Annotated in this window: 16 protein-coding genes and 2 pseudogenes; 12 read left to right on the forward strand and 6 right to left on the reverse strand. The window is 70.8% G+C overall.

Annotation, left to right across the window (positions count from 1 at the left end):
• Window positions 1-3 precede the first annotated feature (3 nt).
• The 3 genes from FHX73_RS40350 to FHX73_RS40360 all read right to left on the reverse strand — a co-directional run bounded on the left by FHX73_RS40350 (window position 4) and on the right by FHX73_RS40360 (window position 2,670).
• Window positions 4-837, reverse strand: coding sequence for an SDR family oxidoreductase (locus FHX73_RS40350; protein ID WP_145911049.1), 834 nt, complete (start codon window positions 835-837; stop codon window positions 4-6).
• 141 nt (window positions 838-978) lie between these two features.
• Window positions 979-1,803 (reverse strand): SAM-dependent methyltransferase, encoded by an 825-nt coding sequence (locus FHX73_RS40355; RefSeq protein ID WP_145911050.1) that lies wholly within the window; start codon window positions 1,801-1,803, stop codon window positions 979-981.
• 87 nt (window positions 1,804-1,890) lie between these two features.
• A complete protein-coding gene (locus tag FHX73_RS40360) occupies window positions 1,891-2,670 on the reverse strand; it encodes a trypsin-like peptidase domain-containing protein (RefSeq protein ID WP_145911051.1) in 780 nt (259 codons plus the stop codon).
• A gap of 355 nt (window positions 2,671-3,025) precedes the next feature.
• Here FHX73_RS40360 and FHX73_RS40365 point away from each other — a divergent pair, with 355 nt between their 5' ends.
• The 10 genes and pseudogenes from FHX73_RS40365 (at window position 3,026) to FHX73_RS40410 (ending at window position 11,302) form a co-directional block, all read left to right on the forward strand.
• Window positions 3,026-4,276, forward strand: a complete 1,251-nt coding sequence (locus FHX73_RS40365; RefSeq protein WP_145911052.1) for a substrate-binding domain-containing protein — start codon at window positions 3,026-3,028, stop codon at window positions 4,274-4,276.
• Window positions 4,277-4,281: 5 nt separating this feature from the next.
• Window positions 4,282-5,037: an ABC transporter ATP-binding protein gene (locus FHX73_RS40370; protein WP_145911053.1), complete on the forward strand. Its 756-nt coding sequence runs from the start codon at window positions 4,282-4,284 to the stop codon at window positions 5,035-5,037.
• Window positions 5,034-5,750: an ABC transporter ATP-binding protein gene (locus FHX73_RS40375; protein ID WP_145911054.1), complete on the forward strand. Its 717-nt coding sequence runs from the start codon at window positions 5,034-5,036 to the stop codon at window positions 5,748-5,750. The genes FHX73_RS40370 and FHX73_RS40375 overlap by 4 nt, the downstream gene beginning before the upstream one ends.
• Window positions 5,750-6,616: a branched-chain amino acid ABC transporter permease gene (locus tag FHX73_RS40380; protein ID WP_145911055.1), complete on the forward strand. Its 867-nt coding sequence runs from the start codon at window positions 5,750-5,752 to the stop codon at window positions 6,614-6,616. The genes FHX73_RS40375 and FHX73_RS40380 overlap by 1 nt, the downstream gene beginning before the upstream one ends.
• Window positions 6,613-7,713: a branched-chain amino acid ABC transporter permease gene (locus FHX73_RS40385; RefSeq protein WP_145911056.1), complete on the forward strand. Its 1,101-nt coding sequence runs from the start codon at window positions 6,613-6,615 to the stop codon at window positions 7,711-7,713. The genes FHX73_RS40380 and FHX73_RS40385 overlap by 4 nt, the downstream gene beginning before the upstream one ends.
• Complete coding sequence (locus FHX73_RS40390; RefSeq protein ID WP_246214189.1) at window positions 7,713-8,984, forward strand: tannase/feruloyl esterase family alpha/beta hydrolase; 1,272 nt, start codon at window positions 7,713-7,715, stop codon at window positions 8,982-8,984. The genes FHX73_RS40385 and FHX73_RS40390 overlap by 1 nt, the downstream gene beginning before the upstream one ends.
• Before the next feature lie 184 nt (window positions 8,985-9,168).
• Complete coding sequence (locus FHX73_RS40395; protein WP_145911058.1) at window positions 9,169-9,489, forward strand: hypothetical protein; 321 nt, start codon at window positions 9,169-9,171, stop codon at window positions 9,487-9,489.
• A gap of 40 nt (window positions 9,490-9,529) precedes the next feature.
• Window positions 9,530-9,719, forward strand: a pseudogene (locus FHX73_RS47750) (IS630 family transposase); the annotation flags it as partial.
• 31 nt (window positions 9,720-9,750) lie between these two features.
• A pseudogene (locus FHX73_RS40405) lies at window positions 9,751-9,974 on the forward strand (IS701 family transposase); the annotation flags it as partial.
• A gap of 107 nt (window positions 9,975-10,081) precedes the next feature.
• On the forward strand, window positions 10,082-11,302 hold the full coding sequence (locus FHX73_RS40410) for a helix-turn-helix domain-containing protein (protein ID WP_145911059.1): 1,221 nt from the start codon (window positions 10,082-10,084) through the stop codon (window positions 11,300-11,302).
• 391 nt (window positions 11,303-11,693) lie between these two features.
• Here the strand turns inward: FHX73_RS40410 and FHX73_RS40415 are convergent, their stop codons facing one another.
• Together FHX73_RS40415 and FHX73_RS40420 are read right to left on the reverse strand one after the other, a co-directional pair.
• Entirely contained in the window at window positions 11,694-11,891 is a 198-nt protein-coding gene (locus FHX73_RS40415; protein ID WP_145911060.1) for a DUF397 domain-containing protein, read from the reverse strand.
• Between the two features lie 10 nt (window positions 11,892-11,901).
• Window positions 11,902-12,780: a helix-turn-helix domain-containing protein gene (locus FHX73_RS40420; RefSeq protein ID WP_145911061.1), complete on the reverse strand. Its 879-nt coding sequence runs from the start codon at window positions 12,778-12,780 to the stop codon at window positions 11,902-11,904.
• A gap of 357 nt (window positions 12,781-13,137) precedes the next feature.
• Between FHX73_RS40420 and FHX73_RS40425 the strand changes: the two genes are divergently transcribed.
• Window positions 13,138-13,566 carry an ATP-binding protein gene (locus FHX73_RS40425; RefSeq protein ID WP_281292787.1) on the forward strand — a complete coding sequence of 143 codons (429 nt, stop codon included), beginning with the start codon at window positions 13,138-13,140 and terminating at the stop codon, window positions 13,564-13,566.
• Between the two features lie 319 nt (window positions 13,567-13,885).
• The gene (locus FHX73_RS40430) at window positions 13,886-14,464 is read left to right on the forward strand and encodes an NUDIX domain-containing protein (RefSeq protein ID WP_145911063.1); all 579 of its coding nucleotides are present in this window, start codon (window positions 13,886-13,888) and stop codon (window positions 14,462-14,464) included.
• Window positions 14,465-14,503: 39 nt separating this feature from the next.
• Here the strand turns inward: FHX73_RS40430 and FHX73_RS40435 are convergent, their stop codons facing one another.
• On the reverse strand, window positions 14,504-15,946 hold the full coding sequence (locus FHX73_RS40435; protein WP_145911064.1) for an extracellular catalytic domain type 1 short-chain-length polyhydroxyalkanoate depolymerase: 1,443 nt from the start codon (window positions 15,944-15,946) through the stop codon (window positions 14,504-14,506).
• Window positions 15,947-16,048 lie beyond the last annotated feature (102 nt).

The raw sequence follows: 16,048 nt of genomic DNA on the forward strand, positions 1-16,048 counted from the left end.
GCATCAGGCCGACGGCTCGGGCCGCACCAGGGCGCGGGCCGCGGCGAGTTCCTCCTGCGCGGCCCGCTCGGCGGCCGCCAGGTAGGTGTAGGCGTCCGGGCCGATCGGCACCCGCAGCGGCCCGGACGCCCCGCCGTCCCGCACCACCCGCAGCACCGCGTCGGCGAACTCCTCGGGACGGCCCAGCTCCTGGTTGTCCGCCATGGTCCGGAAGCCGTCCAGCGCGGCGCCCGTCGAGGCCGCGTACGCCGGCAGCCGGGTCGCGGACTCGACCAGCGCGTTGCCGTAGTCGGTGGCGAACCCGCCGGGCTCGACCACCGTCACCCGGATGCCGTGCTCGGCGACCTCGCCCGCCAGCGCCTGGCTCATGCCCTCCAGCGCGAACTTGCCGGTGACGTAGGCGGCCAGCCCCGGGAAGGCCATCCGCCCCGCCAACGAGGACACGTTGACGATGTGTCCGGAGCGCTGCGCGCGCATCAGCGGCAGCACCAGGCGGGCCAGCCGCCACGGGCCCACCAGCAACACCTCCAGCTGCTCGCGCAGTTCGGCGTCACCGACCTCCTCGACCGCGCCGAACAACCCCGAGCCGGCGTTGTTGACCAGCACGTCGATCCCGCCGAGCCGGTCGGCGGCCGTCCGCGCGGCCCGCTCGCACTGCTCGGCGTCGCGCACGTCCAGCGCGATCGGCGTGATCCGCCCGGGATGGGCCCGGACCAACTCCTCAAGTGCGGCCGGCTTCCGGGCGGTGGCCGCCACCTGGTCGCCCGCCCCGGCCGCGGCGAGGGCCAGTGCCCGCCCCAGTCCCGAGGAACATCCCGTTATCAGCCAGCGCCGCATCGCCCCGCCCTTCCCTCGGCGCCCGGGGCGCCGCCGCGTCACCACCCCCGCTGCGCCCCACGATCCCCGCCGCCGGACGGCTCGAAACGCTGTCCACTGACGATGCGTCACATGGCAGGCCCGTCAAGCTCGTCAAGCTCGTCAGGCCTTGCGGGCCAGGGCGCAGGAGATCAGCTGCTCCCACACCGTCAGCTCGCGCTCGTCCGCGCCCGGTCGTCCGGCGCCGTCCGGTCCGGCGTTGTCCGGCCGCCAGAGCGAGCAGGGGACCAGGCCCGGCTCCAGCACGTCGAGGCCGCCGAACAGGGCGGTGATCTCCTCGTCGGTGCGCCAGCGTCCGCGGCCGAGGCTGGCCTGGAGCTTCTGTTCCAGGACCCGGGCCTCGCCGTTTTCGCCGGAGCGGAAGTGCGAGATGTAGAACAGGCTGCCGCCGGGCACCCGGTCGGCCCACCAGCGCACCGGATCGGCGGGCCGCTCGGAATCGTTGAGGTGGTGCAGGACGCCGCTGAAAATCACGCCGAGGGGCCGCTCGAAATCGATGAGTTCGCGCACGGCGGGATCGTCGTGGATTCCGGCCGGCTCGCGCAGGTCCGCCTGGACCACCGTGGTGCGCTCGTCGCCGTCCAGCAGGGCCCGGCTGCGGGCGACGGCGACCGGATCGTGGTCGACGTAGACCACGCGGGCCTCGGCGTTGTGCCGGCGGGCGACCTGGTGCACGTTGTCGGCGGTGGGCAGGCCGCTGCCCAGGTCGACGAACTGGGCGATCCCGGCGTCGGCCATCGCGCCCACGGCGCGGATCAGGGCCTGGCGGTTGGCCCGGGCGATGGCCGGCGAGCCGGGCAGTTCCTTGATGAAGAGGTCGCCGATCTCGCGGTCGGCGGGTTCATTGTCAGTGCCACCGAGAAGATAATCATAAATACGGGCAATGCTCGGCTTTGACTGATCGTCATTCGCGATGTGATCGGTCATGGAAAGGCCTCCTGTCCTCGGACTGTCGATTTCCCAGATCGTAGGGGAATCACCGGGGACAGGAGGGTTCCGCGTCCGCCGAAGGGTTCAGTTGGCGAGGTGGAAGCCCGCGCCGACCCCGCCCTGCGCGTTCAGGTCGCTGAGCACCGAGGTGATCGGGGTGAAGTGCTGGGCGCCCCACGCGACCCCCGTCAGGGTGGTGCCGTTGACCACCGGCGAACCGGAGTCCCCGCCCAGGGTCCAGATCAGGGTGGTGTACCAGATGCCGTCCTGACCCAGGGTGATGCCGCAGGTCAGGCCGGTGCGGTGGCCCTGCTTGCACATCCTGGTGCCGAAGCCCGACACCGGGCCGATCGAGTTGATGGTGGTCGAGCCGGACGGGCTGCTGACGGTCGCGGTGGGTGTCACCTTCGACGGGTCCAGCTTGATCACCGCGTAGTCCAGGCCCGGCGTCCCGCCGGTGAGGTAGTCGTTCGGGGTGCTGACGTAGGTGACCGTGCCGATCGGGCCGATGGCCAGCGTCGGGTTGACGTCGAAGCTGGTCGAGGCGGGGTTGGCGGCGGTGCCCGGTGGGGTGGTGTCGAGGTAGACCTTGTCGCCCACCAGCTTGTGGCCGGCCGCGTCGATGAAGCAGTGGGCGTTAGTCAGGCCGACCAGGTTGCCGGCACCGTCGTAGCCCACGGCCGTGAGCGTGCACAGCTCCGCGCTCCACCCGTTGGCGGTCTGCTGCAACTGCTGGACGATCCCGCTGCCGCCCCCGATGGGGTGCGGGGCGACGTCCGCGTGCGCGGCGGGTGCGGCGAACCCCGCGACGGTGATCACCGCGGTGGCGCCGGCGGCCAGCAGGTGGCGGATCAGGTTGGGCATGGGAACTCCTCCTCGGGGACGGCTCCGCGACGGACGCTCCGGTCGACCCGCGCGGACCGCACGGCGGTCCGCGGGCCGGGGCGCACCGGGAGCCTCCGATGCTGGTCCCGGTGCGGTCCGGCGGACAGGTCGCGGCACCGGCCATCCGTGACCGGTCGGCGTACCCGCTGCTCCCGGCGGGTTCGGCGGGCTGGAATGGCCGCCGCGCCGGCCGCAGCGGGCCTGCGCGGGCCGCATGGTGGCCGTGCACACCTCGTGCGCAGCGGATGCGTCGGCTCGTCACATGTCGCGCCCGGCCCGGCGGTTCTACGGTTCCGGCATCCCCCGCTGCCCTCCAGCACGTCAGGAGCCGACCATGCCGCACTCCGTCTCCCCGGTCAGAGCCGTCGCGTCGGCTCGTTCACCCGTCCCCCGGAGCGGGTCGGCCGTGCTCCTGGCGGCCGGGCTGCTGGTGGCCGGCTGCGCCCAGGCCGGCACGGCCGGAACGGCGGGCGGCGGGGCGCAGGCGCCGGTGCGGGTCGGGCTGGTCTACTCGAAGACCGGCCCGCTGGCCGCCTACGGCGCCCAGTACCTGGAGGGCTTCAAAGCCGGTCTGGACTACGCCACCCAGGGCACCGGCGCGGTCGACGGCCACCGGATCGAGTACACCGAGCAGGACGACGCCGGCGACCCCGCGAAGGCGGTCTCCGAGGCCAAGGACCTGATCGGCCAGGGCTACCGGATCCTGGCCGGCTCCACCGCCTCGGGCGTGGCCCTCCAGGTGGCCCCGATCGCCGCGCAGAACAAGGTGCTGTTCATCAGCGGCCCGGCCGCCGCCGACAAGCTGACCGGCCTCAACGCCTACACCTTCCGCTCCGGCCGGCAGTCGTACCAGGACATCCTCACCGCCGCCTCCTTCCTGGGCGACGCGGCGGGCAGGAAAGTCACCGTACTGGCCCAGGACAACGCCTTCGGCCAGGCCAACGTGGCCGCCGTCAAGGCCGTGCTGGGCGGGCAGGGCGCCAGCGTGGACGCGGTGCTCGCGCCGCCCGACGCGACCGACCTGACCCCGTTCGCCACCCAGGCCAAGGCGGCCCGGCCCGATCTGCTCTTCGTCGCCTGGGCCGGCGACACCGCGTCGGCCCTGTGGACGGCGCTCAACCAGCAGGACGTCTTCGCCACCACCAAGGTGGTCACCGGCCTCGACCTGGCCGCCTCCTACCCGCTGTTCGGCCCGGCCGCGGCCAAGATCTCCTTCCTGGACCACTACTTCGGCGGCGCCGCCGGCACCGACGTCGAGAAGGCGATGACCGCCTACCTCGCCAAGGACGGCGCCAAGCCCGACATCTTCAGCCCCGACGGCTTCACCGCCGCCCAGCTGGTGGTGCACGCCGTCGAGGCGAACCACGGCTCGGTGAACGACACTTCGGCCCTGGCCAAGGCCCTGGAGGGGTGGAGCTTCGACGGCGTCAAGGGCCGGCTGACCGTCCGGGCCGCGGACCACGCGCTGCTCCAGCCGATGTTCCAGGTGCAGTTGACCGGCACGGGCGCGGCCGCCGCACCGAGCGTGCTGCGCACGCTGCCCGCCGACCAGGTGGCGCCGCCCGTCACCCCGATCGCGGGCTGACCGGCATGGCGGACGCCCCGGTGCTGCGGCTGCGCGGCCTCGGCTGGGCGGTGCGCGGCGTGCCGATCGTCGAGGACGTCTCACTCGCCGTCGACGAGGGCGAGTTCCTCGCGTTCATCGGTCCCAACGGCGCCGGCAAGACCTCGCTGTTCAACCTGGTCTCGGGCCTGTGCCCGGCCACCAGCGGCTCGATCGAGCTCGACGGCGCCGACATCACCGCCGCCCCGGTGGCCGCCCGCGCCCGCCGCGGCATCGGCCGGACCTTCCAGACCTCCTCGCTCTGGCCCGGGCTGACGGTCGCCGAGCACCTGCGCCTGGCCGCCCAGGCGGCCGCCGGGACCGGCGCCCGCGGGCTGCTCCGGCGGCGCGCCGAGCCCTACCGGGAGCAGGTCGACGCGACCCTGGACCGCACCCGGCTCGGGCACCGGGCCGAGGCCCTGGCCGGGGCGCTGTCGCACGGCGAGAAGCGCAAGCTCGAACTCGCCGTGCTGCTGGTCGGCGACCCCCGGCTGATCCTGCTCGACGAGCCGATGGCCGGAGTGAGCGCCGAGGAGGTGCCCGCCCTGGTGGAGCTGATCCGCGCCGTCCACCGGGACCAGGGCCGTACGGTGCTGATGGTCGAACACCACATGGACGTGCTGCTCGGCCTCGCGGACCGGCTGGCCGTGATGCACCACGGCACCCTGCTCGCGCTCGACGCCCCGGCCCGGTTGATGGCCGACGCCACCGTCCAACAGGCCTACCTCGGGGAGGCGTTGTGACCCTGCTCCAGGTCCGCGACCTGCGGGTGGTGATCGCCGGCTCGCACGTCCTGCACGGCGTCGACCTCGACGTGGCCGACACCGGCGTGACCGCCCTGCTGGGGCGCAACGGCGCGGGCAAGACCAGCACCGTCAAGGCCGTGCTGGGCCTGGTGCCGCGCACCGGCAGCGCCCGGCTGGCCGGCCGCGAACTCACCGCGCTGCCAACTTATCTGATTGTCCGTCATGGCATCGGCTACGTGCCGGAGGACCGCGGCGTCTTCCCCGGACTCACCGTCGCGCAGAACCTGCGGCTGGCCGAGCGCGACGCCCGGCCCGACTACCCGCTGGTCCACCAGCTCTTCCCCGAACTCAAGAAGCGCGAGCGGCAGTTGGCCGGCACCCTGTCGGGCGGCCAGCAGCAGATGGTGGCCATCGGCCGCACCCTGCTGAACGGGAACCGGCTGATCATCGCCGACGAGCCCACCAAGGGCCTCGCCCCCAAGGTGGTGGCCGAGGTCGCCGACGCGCTGGCCCGGGTCGCCGAGCGCGTCCCCGTGCTGCTGGTCGAGCAGAACCTCGCCCTGGTCCGGCGGCTGGCCGGGCCCTGCACCGTGCTCGCCGACGGGCGCACCGCGCACCGCGGCGACACCGCCGAACTGCTCGCCGACGAGCCCGCCGCCCGCCGGCTGCTCGGCGTCGGCACCCACCGACCACCGGAGGGGAGCCCCTGATGGGAACCTTCGTCCTGCTCGCCTGCACCGGCCTCGGCCTGGGCGCGCTGTACTTCCTGATCGCCGCCGGCCTGTCGCTGATCTTCGGCCTGATGGACGTGCTCAACCTCGCGCACGGCGCGCTGCTCTCCGTCGGCGGCTACGCCGCCTGGTGGGCCGCCACCGGTGGCGGAATGAGCTGCTGGCTCGCCGTGCCGTTCGGCACCGCGGTCGGCACGCTGGCCGCCGTACTGCTCGAACTCGCCCTGGTCCGGCCGCTCTACGGGCGGCCGAGGGAGCAGATCCTGGCCACCGTCGGCGTCGGCCTCGCCGTGCCCGCACTGCTGGCCGGCTTGTGGGGCGCCGACGCGCGGCCTTTCCCGCAGCCCGCCGTGCTGGCCGGCACCGTGCGGCTGCTCGGCGCCGTGGTGCCGCGCGACCGGTTCCTGCTGATCGCCGCCGCGCTGCTCGTCCTGTTGGCCCTGCGGCTCTTCCTCGCCCGCACCCGGTACGGGCTGATCGTCCGGGCCGGGGTGGCGGACCGGGCCATGGTCACCGCGCTCGGCATCGACGTGCGCCGGGCGTTCACCCTGGTCTTCGCGATCGGGGGCGCGGCCGCCGCCCTCGGCGGGGCGCTGGCTGGCCTCTACTTCGGCTCGGTCAGCCCCGACCAGGGGCCCGGGCTGCTGATCTTCGCGTTCGTGGTGGTGGTGATGGGCGGGGCGGGCTCGGTCACCGGCGCCGCCGTCGCCTCGGTCGTGGTCGGCCTGGTCCAGCAGTTCGCCAACTACTACAGCGCCGCCGGGCTCGGCGACCTCGCCGTCGTCGTGCTGCTCGCCGTGCTGCTCCTGGTGCGCCCCGGCGGACTCACCGGGAGGCTCGCATGACCGCCGTCCTTGTTGGAACTGACGGCGCGTCAATTGTGCGGCGGATGCTGCGCCGGTGGCCGCTCGGACTGTTGCTCCTGCTGGCCGCCGCGCCCTACAGCGCGCTGCCCGTGCCCGGGCTGCTCGACGGCCCGCTGGGCAGCCCCGGCAGCCTCCAACTGATCGCGCTCTGCCTGATCTACGGCGGCCTCGCCACCAGTTACGACCTGCTGCTCGGCCACACCGGCCTGCTCTCCTTCGGGCACGCGCTCTACTTCGCCACCGGCCTGTACGCCACCGACCTGGCCATGCTGGAGCTCCACCTGCCCTTCGCGGCAGCGGTGTTGGCCGGCATCGGCGCCGCGCTGCTGCTCGCCCTGCTGCTCGGCGCGGCGAGCCTGCGGGTGACCGGGATCGGGTTCTCCATGGTGACCCTGGCCTTCGCCCAGGCCGGCGCGATCCTGGTGCAGCGCGACCCGGGCGGGCTGACCGGCGGGGAGGAGGGCCGCGCCGTGCCGGCCGACCGGCTGCCCGGCGCGCTGGTGGGGATCGGCAACACCGCCAACCTGTACTGGATCGCATTGGCGTACCTGGTCCTCGTCCTCGCGGTGGTGCGCTGGACGGTGGGCTCGCCCGTCGGCCGGGTGCTGGCGGGCATCCGGGAGAACGAACGCCGGGTCGAGGTGCTGGGCCTGCGCCCCTACGGGTACAAGCTGGTCGCCTTCGTGATCGCCGGCGGCCTGGCGGGCGCCGGGGGAGCGGTGTACCTGCTGCTCACCGGCGGCGCCACCCCGCAGGCCGCGAGCTCCGACGCCACGCTCGCGCTGCTGGTGATGGTGGTGCTCGGCGGCTCGGGCACCCGGTGGGGGCCGCTGCTCGGCGGCCTGCTCTACACCTGGGCCGCCCACCGGCTCGGCGACCTCGCCAACTCGACGGACGTGGCGGGCCTGCCGGCCGTGCTGCGGGTGCCGCTCTCGCAGCCGCTGTTCCTGCTCGGCGCGTTGTTCGTCGCCGTGGTGTACCTGCTGCCCGGCGGCCTGGCCAAGCTGCCCGCCCGGATCAGGACGACCTCCCCGCTCACTTCCCTGCCTGCTTCCCGATCGGTCCGAGGAGAATGATGACCAAGGTGGTGACCGTACCGGGCGCCGAACGGCAGCGCGGCGCGGTGCTCGACGACCTGACGACCCGTGGGACGGTGGCGAGCGGGCACACCGTGACCGAGGACTGGGCGTACCTGCACGCCTCGGCCACGCCGCCGCCCGAGCGGGTGCCGGGTGTGCAGCTCGACGGCTGCTTCAAGTCCGGGAGCCAACTGAATCCGCATCACGGCTGGCACCGGGACGCCCAGTTCGTCATCCGGCTTCCTGACGAGTGGAACGGCGGGCTGGTGGTCACCGCCGCGCCCGGGATCCGCCGGCAGTACGCGGCCGACCGGCTGATCGGCGACTGGGTGCTGGCGCGCGGCTACGCGTACGCGGCGAGCGACAAGGGTAACTCGGGCCCGCACTTCCACACTGCGGGCCGCGCCCCGGGGGATGCGGTGGCGCAGTGGGGCTACCGGATGCGCGAACTCGCTCTGGCAGCACGGGAGACGGTGCGCCGACACTACGGCGCCGAGCCGCGGCGCTGCTACGCCACCGGGCTCTCCAACGGCGGCTACCTGACCAGGCTGCAACTGGAGCGCCACCCGGACCTGTACGACGGCGGGGTCGACTGGTCGGGGCCGCTCTGGCTGGCCGAGGGGCCCAACCTGCTGACCCACCTGCCCGCCTGGCTCGCCCACTACCCCCGGTACCGGGACTCGGGTGACCCCGACGCACACGCCCGGCTGCTCGAAGCCGGGCTCCCGGCGGGCTCGGAGTTCCTCTGGGAGGTGCACCACCGGACCTACTGGGACTTCACCCAGCGCACCTACCGCGCCGTCTTCGACCCCGACCACCCGGGCCCGGGCCTGCCGCCGGAGGGCCTCGCCTTCGCCCGCCCCGGCGAGCCCGGCGCCGACGCGGACTACGACTACGCGGCGCGGCCGTTGGCCGTCCACGACGCGGTCTCCCGCGTGTCGCTCACGGGCGCGCTCGGCCGCCCACTGCTCTCGCTGCACGGCACGCTGGACGCACTGCTGCCGATCGGGCCCCACTCGGACCGCTACGCCGCACTGGTCACCGAGGCCGGCCGGGGGCACCTGCACCGGCAGTACCGCATCGAGGGCGGCAACCACGTGGACGGGTTCTGTGATGTCTTCCCGGGCAGGCTGCGGCCGATGCTGCCCGCGTACCGGGCGGCGTTCGAGGCGCTGGAGGCGTGGGTGGAGCGGGGAGTGGAACCGCCGGACAGTCGAACTGTGGTGTGGGGAGGGGAAGTCGACGGAGCTGATGTCCTGATCCGGTGAGGTGCTTGGTGAGCTTGTGCGAGGACTGGTGTCCGGTCCCGCCTCGGTACAGCCTGCCGTCCGCCGGCTGGCGACCGTGGTGGGGCTTGCTGCCTGACGGGTTCTTTAGGTACAGACTGTGCCCGTTGCCAGCTCTGAGTGGGCGCCGAGGAGTCCGATGGAGGAGCGTGGAATCATGCCTCGCATGGCATCAGAGGTCTGGGAAGACGAGGGTGAGCCCTACCACTTCCAGTGGGCGCACGTGGACTCCGAGGAAGCCTGGATCTTCGAGCTGAGTGAGGGGCGTCGAGCACCCGCTTCCTGGTCCGGGACACCGCAAGAGAAGACTGTCATGCCCGGCACCATGATGGTCGCCGTGGTCGCCCATGATCCGGACGTCGAGAAGCCGCCCTATGTTCGCTTCGATCCGGGGCCGACAGTCCCGTTCGAGTTGATGAAGCGCTTCGTTGGTCGTGTCGCCGAGATATTGGACAACGGCTTCGAGACCCAACCGCCTGCTTACTGAACTTGAATGGGTGATGTCCGAGCTGTTCGCCTGACAGTGGTCTGTTGAACGCTTCGAGAGTAGGCGGAAGAACTGGGAGATCGCCGCCGCGCTGCGGGTCAGCAAGCGGTCCGTGGAGTGGTGGTGCTGCCGGGGTCCTGTCGGAGGGATCGCCGGGCCGGCCCAGGTTCAGTCGAGCGCAGATCGCCGGGCTGGAGCGGGAGTTGGAGCGCGGTCCGCTGGTCCGTGGGGCAAGGGTTTGGAAGCCGCGATGGGCTCCCCTTCGTCCTTGTGCGGCTGGCCGGACGGCGCCCCAAGCCTTCCCCGGACGGCACGATCCCGCTCACTTGGCTGATCGCGCAGTGGCCCGAGGGCCGGGCGGAGCCGGTCAAGTACTGGATCTCCAACCTGCCCGCCGACATCCCCGCCAAGGACCTGGTCCAGCTGGCCAAGTCACGCTGATCGAGCACGACTGCCGTGAGCTGAAGACCTGTCTGGGACTGGACCTGACTCTCTATCAGGGCTTGGCACTCCTACGACACCACCTGTGGGGAGGGGAAGTCGACGGAGCTGATGTCCTGACTCGGTGAGTTTCTCCTCCTACCCTTACGTCATGGCTATGGCTGTTGATCCGACGCTGTCCGTAGGCCAGCGAATCAAGCATTTCAGGAAGCGTGCGGGCAAGTCCCGTGCAGCGCTGGCCGGGTCGGTGGGCCGGTCGGAGGGGTGGCTCAAGGCTGTCGAGAACGGGCGGCTCCTGCTCCCGAGCCTGCCCACGCTGGTGAAGATCGCCGAGCACCTGGGGATCGCTGACCCGGGGGCGCTCATCGGGGACCTCTCGCTGCCCACTGCGATGTTTTCGGGCGCTGAACACGCGGCGCTGTCGGTGGTTCGGCGCGTGATCGACACGGCCCCGCTCGGCCTCTCGGCTGGTCCGGCGCCGGACGTCCGCCAGGTGGCGGACCAGGTGACGGCGGGGTGGACGGCCCGTAACTCGCGCGGGGACCACCGCACGGCGCTCGGGGAACTGCTGCCCTCGCTGGTACCGGTGGCGTCCGTTGCGGCGTCGCATCCCGAGTGCGCTGATCGCCGCCAGGCTGAGGTGCTGTACGCCTCGACGCTGAACCTGGTGCAGATGTTCGCCGCCTACCAGGGGGACGGCAATCTGGTCTGGCGGGTCGCGGAGCGGTCACTCGCGACTGCTCGGGCCTCGGGAGACCTGGCCGCCATCGGCCAGTCGTGCTGGTTCCTCGTCGAGGCCTTCCGCCAGTCCGGCCAGTGGGACAGCGCGCAGGCGCTCGCGGAGGAGGCGATGCGGCTGCTCGACCCGGTTCGCACTGAGTCTCCCCAACTTGCCGCCGCCTGGGCCGACATGGCGTTCCATGCTGCAATCACTCACGCGCGGGCCGGAGAGGCCGGTTCGGCCTGGGGTTGGTTCGACCGAGCGGAGCGAGCGGCGAGGATGCTGCCCGGCGGGTTCTGGCAGTCGGCGACGTCGGGCTCCGTCAGGGTGATCCCCGTGCACGCCGTCACCGTCGCGGTCGAGCTTCGACAGGTCGGTACGGCGCTTAGGTGGGCTGGCCGGGTAGCGCCGGACGACATTCCGTCGCGCCCCCGCAGGGCTCGACACCTGATCGAGGTGTCCCGCGCCTTCGCGCTGCGCGGAGAGCCCGAAGCGGTCGCGTCGACGCTTTCGGATGCGGCGCTGGCGGCGGGCGAGACGGTGCGCTGGAACAGGGAAGCCCATGAGCTTGTGCGGGGACTGCTCTCTGGTCCCGCCTCAGTACAGCCTGTTGCCCGCCGGCTGGCGACCGTGACGGGGCTTGCTGCCTGACAAGTTCTCAGAGGGTACAAACTGTGCCCTTTGCTGGCTCTGAGTGCCCGTTACTTCTCAGGAAGTGACAGGTGCTCAGTGCAGTCGGGGTGGAGTTGCCCGTGGTAGCGCCGAACTGGCGGGAGTGCCGGTGTGTGCGGTGTCTGGTGAGTGGCGGTCCGGGATGGGCAAGCGTCGCGCGTCGCGCGCTGACGGCTCGTCCGAGGCGTGTCAGACCTGCGAGGAGCTGGCCGCTTTGGAAGTGGCGGAGGGTCGTTCGAATCAGGCGGTTGCTTCTGCGATTGACTCGGCTCGGGCGATCCACGTTTCTTGATGCCTGGGCCGCCGTAGCCCGATTCAAAAGATAAAGCCCCCACCTTTCGGTGAGGGCTTCTCTGTGTTTTGAGTCGAATCACACGAAGTGGTCGAACTCCCCAGCCTTTGCGCCCTTGATGAAAGCGTCAAGCTTCGCCTGAGTGGTCGTCACGATGACGCTCGGGTCATCGCTCTCACGCATCACGATCATGCCATTCCCGGCGTCTGCGACCTCGATGCAGTTCCCGTTATTACCCTGAGAGAAGGTAGACTTCTGCCAGTCGTAGTCACTCATGAGTTTCCTTTCACAGCTGGTACATCACGTGCTGAATCAAACCCCAAGAGTCGCGCTCAGGACGCTCTCGAAGACTCATCATACTAATCGGAGGCAGTGACAGTTTCGCCAGTTGATCGAAGGTCGCTTCGTAGCTGTCGATCTCCTCTGGGCCAGTCAAGAACTCCGCCCGGTCTGGATGGTCAATCCCGACCGTCGCCAGTCGCCGTTCGGCCGGTTCGCAGATGAAGAATGGTGCGGCGTAGGGGCTGTAGCCCTGTACCGTGAACGGCATGATCTGAATCGTAATATTAGGCCGTTCGGCCATCTCGATCAGATGGACAAGCTGCCTACGGCTCACATCCTTGCCCGCGAATCGGGCCAGAAGCGCGGCTTCATGAATGACAAAGTGGCATTCGGGGGCGTCTGGCATTTCGAGGACGGCCTGGCGTGCCAGTCGAAAAGCGAGCCCGGTTTCCTGGTCCTTTAGTGGGTTGTACGTGTGCCGGAAGACGGCCCTGCCATAGTCCGGAGTTTGCAGCAGTCCCGGGATGTGGAAGGTTTCATATGTGATGATTCGCCTTGCGCTTGCGTCCATCTCCGCAATGTCGAGAGAGTGCTGCGGCATTCGCTTCTGGTAGCTGGACCACCAGTCGGCGACGTTCGGTGACTCAAGCGCCAGGAGGCCGGCAATGTACGCCTCATCTTTGCACCCGTAGGCCGTCATGAGCGTTCTCACTCGATCGGGTGAAATGGCCGTGCGACCAGCCTCGATGTGACTCAGGTGCGGTGTGCTCAGATCTATCAGTTCGCCGGCCTCGCGCAGCTTGACGCGTGCCTTCTCCCGCGCAGTACGCAGCTCGGCTCCAAGTCGGCGTTGCCGCTCGCTGACGGTACTCCTGAGCGCCATGTCGTGGCCTCCCCTCTGATGTGCAGTCTTGCCGCTGAACGGCCTACAGCGCCAGCTCCCTCCCCTTGCTGACTCTAGATCAACAAGGGGAGATGCCCCGATGGGGTTGCAAAGTTTTACCGCCAAGCTCTACCGTCTGTCACGAGGCACTTACGCCATGAGTGCTCAATCAGGTGTGCGTCAGGTGACTACGCATCACGCGGCCTTGCCTTGCGCACAACGGCATTCGAGGCGCGACAAGACCCCCGCGACCGTGTCATCGGTCCGGGGGCACGGCCAACCTGATGGAAGCAGGTCGACGTGCAGGACTTTAGCGTTCCGCCCGTAGAAGCGGTCGTATTGCCCAGGCCTTCGCCCGTGGTAGCGCTCGGGAGATCGGCGTGGTTGCCCTGTCATGAGGGCTCGGCATCTGGAGCTCGCGAGATGCTGAAGGCTCTGCTTGCGGAGCTGGGAGCCAACGAACTCGACTGGTACGAGGTCGAGTTGGTGGTAAGTGAACTGGTCGCCAATGCGGTGATCCATGGGTCCGCGAACCTGGACGGGCTGATCTTCGTGCGGTTCGAGGGCTCCGTCGAACAGGTTCGGATCGAGGTGCACGACTCCAGTCGGGTGCTGCCGAGGGTCCAGCCAGTGAGCTTGGACGACGAGGGCGGTCGGGGCCTGTGGCTGGTCGACCAGCTTGCCTCGACGTGGGGGCACGACTGCTCCGACGTCGGGTTGAGCAAACGGGTGTGGGCGGTCGTGCGTCCGGATCGGTGTGGGTTGGGGCCGCGCTCGCACAGGTGAGCTCCTGTTGATCGCCCCTCGGGTGCTGGGTGCTGCGCCTGGGTGGGCTGGCGGTCTCGGTTTCTGCGCGCGGGTGCCGTTCCCCGGGCCGGGGCCGCCTCTTCATCGTCGTGACGTCCTTGTGAGGGAGAAGTATGTCCAGTTCCACGGTTCCCAGCGGGCGGCCCGGTTGTGGGTCGCGGGTGTTGGCGGCCTTCGACCAGGCGAAGCGCCCGTACGCGGGGGTTGCCGCTCGGGTGGCTGCTCGGTTGGTGGCGCAGGAGGAAGCGGCCGGCGCGGCCGGGAACGCGAACGAGCTGGGGAAGGGGGATGAATCCTCTTGATCTCCCGTCAGGTCTTCTTCGCGCCTGACGGGTTGGCAGTCCTGGTGGGCAAACGGGCCAGAAAGGAAACGATCTTCATGGACAGGTCGAACTACGTGAGTCCGCCGCCGCGTCGGATCGGGGCGCAGGCGGTGCTGCTACATCCGACGCAGGGTCAGGTGATGGTCCTTCGGATGCGGGGGCGTCGTTGCGGGTGGCTGCCGGGTGGGCACTGTGCGCCGGACGAGTCGGCGATCGTGGCGGTGGGGCGGATCGTGCGGTTGCAGTTGGGGATCGCGGTGCCGTTCGGTGGCGCGGATCTGGCGGTGGTGGACTACTCGCCCGCGAACCGGGAACCGGAGGCGCGGGAGGGGTACAACTTCGTGTTCGTGCGTCGGTTGAGCGCCGAGCAGGCGGGGTTGGCGCGTCCGCAGGAGGTGGCGGGGCCGGACCTGCTCGGCTACGACTGGGTGAACCTGGGCGAGTTGGCGAACGTGTGCCTGCCGTATCACGTGCGACGGATCACGCGGGCGGTGGAGGCCTGCGAGCCGGGTTCGACGGCGGCCAGGTTCCTGACGCAAGGTCTGGTGGCTTGACGGCGAGCGGAACGGGGCCCCGCAGCCCGGGGAGGGGCGTCAGGCCGGGCAGCCCGAGTCGGCCACCACGTAGTAGCCGGGGGCCGTCTCCTCCAGGGTGTGCACGGTGAAGACGTTCCACAGGCCCATCGCTTGCCCGGAACCGGTGGCGTAGGTGAGGCCGCCGCTCTGGAAGGCGCGGCCGGCCACCGTCTGGTCGTAGTTGTCAGTCGTGTAGCAGCTCGGGGTATAGCCGCCACTGGTGGTGGCCGTGACGGCGGCGGACTGGGTGCCGACGTTGCCCGAGGCGTCGACGGCGGCCACCGTGTAGCTGTGCGAGGTGCCGGCGGCCAGGCCCGAGTCGGTGTACGTGGTGCCGGTGACCGGGGAGGCGTTGGCTTGGGTGCCGTCGCGGTAGACGTCGTAGGAGGAGGCGCCGCTGACGGGCTGCCAGGTGAGCGAGACCGAGGTGGCGGTGGTGCCGCTGACGGTGAGTCCGGTCGGGGCCGGGAGTCCGGTGCCGGTGGTTCCGCCCGCCAGGCCCCAGAACTGGGCGGTGTAGTAGCTGGAGCAGATCGCGCTCAGGAAGTAGGCGCCGGTCGTGCCGCACTGGTTGGTGGCCGAGCCGGGGTCGACGGCGAGGCCGTGGCCCATGCCGTTGATCGAGTAGAGCTGCACGGCCGGGTTGCCGCTGGCGTCGTCGTAGCTGGTGAGGGTGGTGCCGCCGGGCAGGCTCGCGGTGCTGGAGGGGGTCTGGCCGATGCCCCAGGTGTTGGTCCACTGGTCGCGCAGCTCGGTGCCGTTGACGGGTTGGACGGTGGTGTCGGCGGTGCCCTGCCAGATCGCCACCCGGGGCCACGGGCCGGTGTAGCCCGGGTCGGAGGCGCGGACCTTGTCGCCCCACTGGGCCGGGGTGAGGTTCTGGCTGCCGTACTGGCAGCCGGAGGCGGCCGTCTCGGTGGTGGCGCACTGGGCGGGCAGGCCGGAGTCGACGGCGCCGCCGGCGAACATGTCGGGGTAGTCGGCCAGCAGGTCGGCGGTCAGGCCGCCGCCGGCGGACAGGCCGGTGACGAAGACCCGGTGGGAGTCCGAGCCGTACAGCGCCTCGGCCTTCGCGACCATCTGGACGACGGAGGCGGCCTCGCCGTTGCCCCGGGTGTCCTTGGTCGAGTCGAACCAGTTGAAGCAGGAGAGGCTGTTGTTGGCGGCGTCGGTCTGCGGGAAGACCACCGCGAAGCCGTACAGGTCGGCGTACTTGGGCCAGCCGGAGTCGTCGTAGTAGTCGGTCGCGGTCTGGGCGCAGCCGTGCAGGGCGACCACCAGCGGTGCCCCGGCGGGCAGGCCGGCCGGTGCGTAGGAGTACATCGCGAGATTGCCGGGGTTCGAGCCGAAGCCGGTGACCTGCTGGAACGTGCCGCCGGCGGCGGACGCGGAGGAGTGGCCGGCGGCGATGAGACCGGCGGCGAGGGCGAGCGCGGCGAACAGTCTGACGGGTTTGGGCATGGTGGCTCCCAGGGTGGGGGAGGAGTCGTGTCCTGAAGCATGGGCCCGGGGCGGCACCGGCGGAATGGACCGGGCGCCCACCCCGCACGCCCGCCGGATGTG

This window comes from Kitasatospora viridis (assembly GCF_007829815.1).
Lineage (GTDB): Bacteria > Actinomycetota > Actinomycetes > Streptomycetales > Streptomycetaceae > Kitasatospora > Kitasatospora viridis.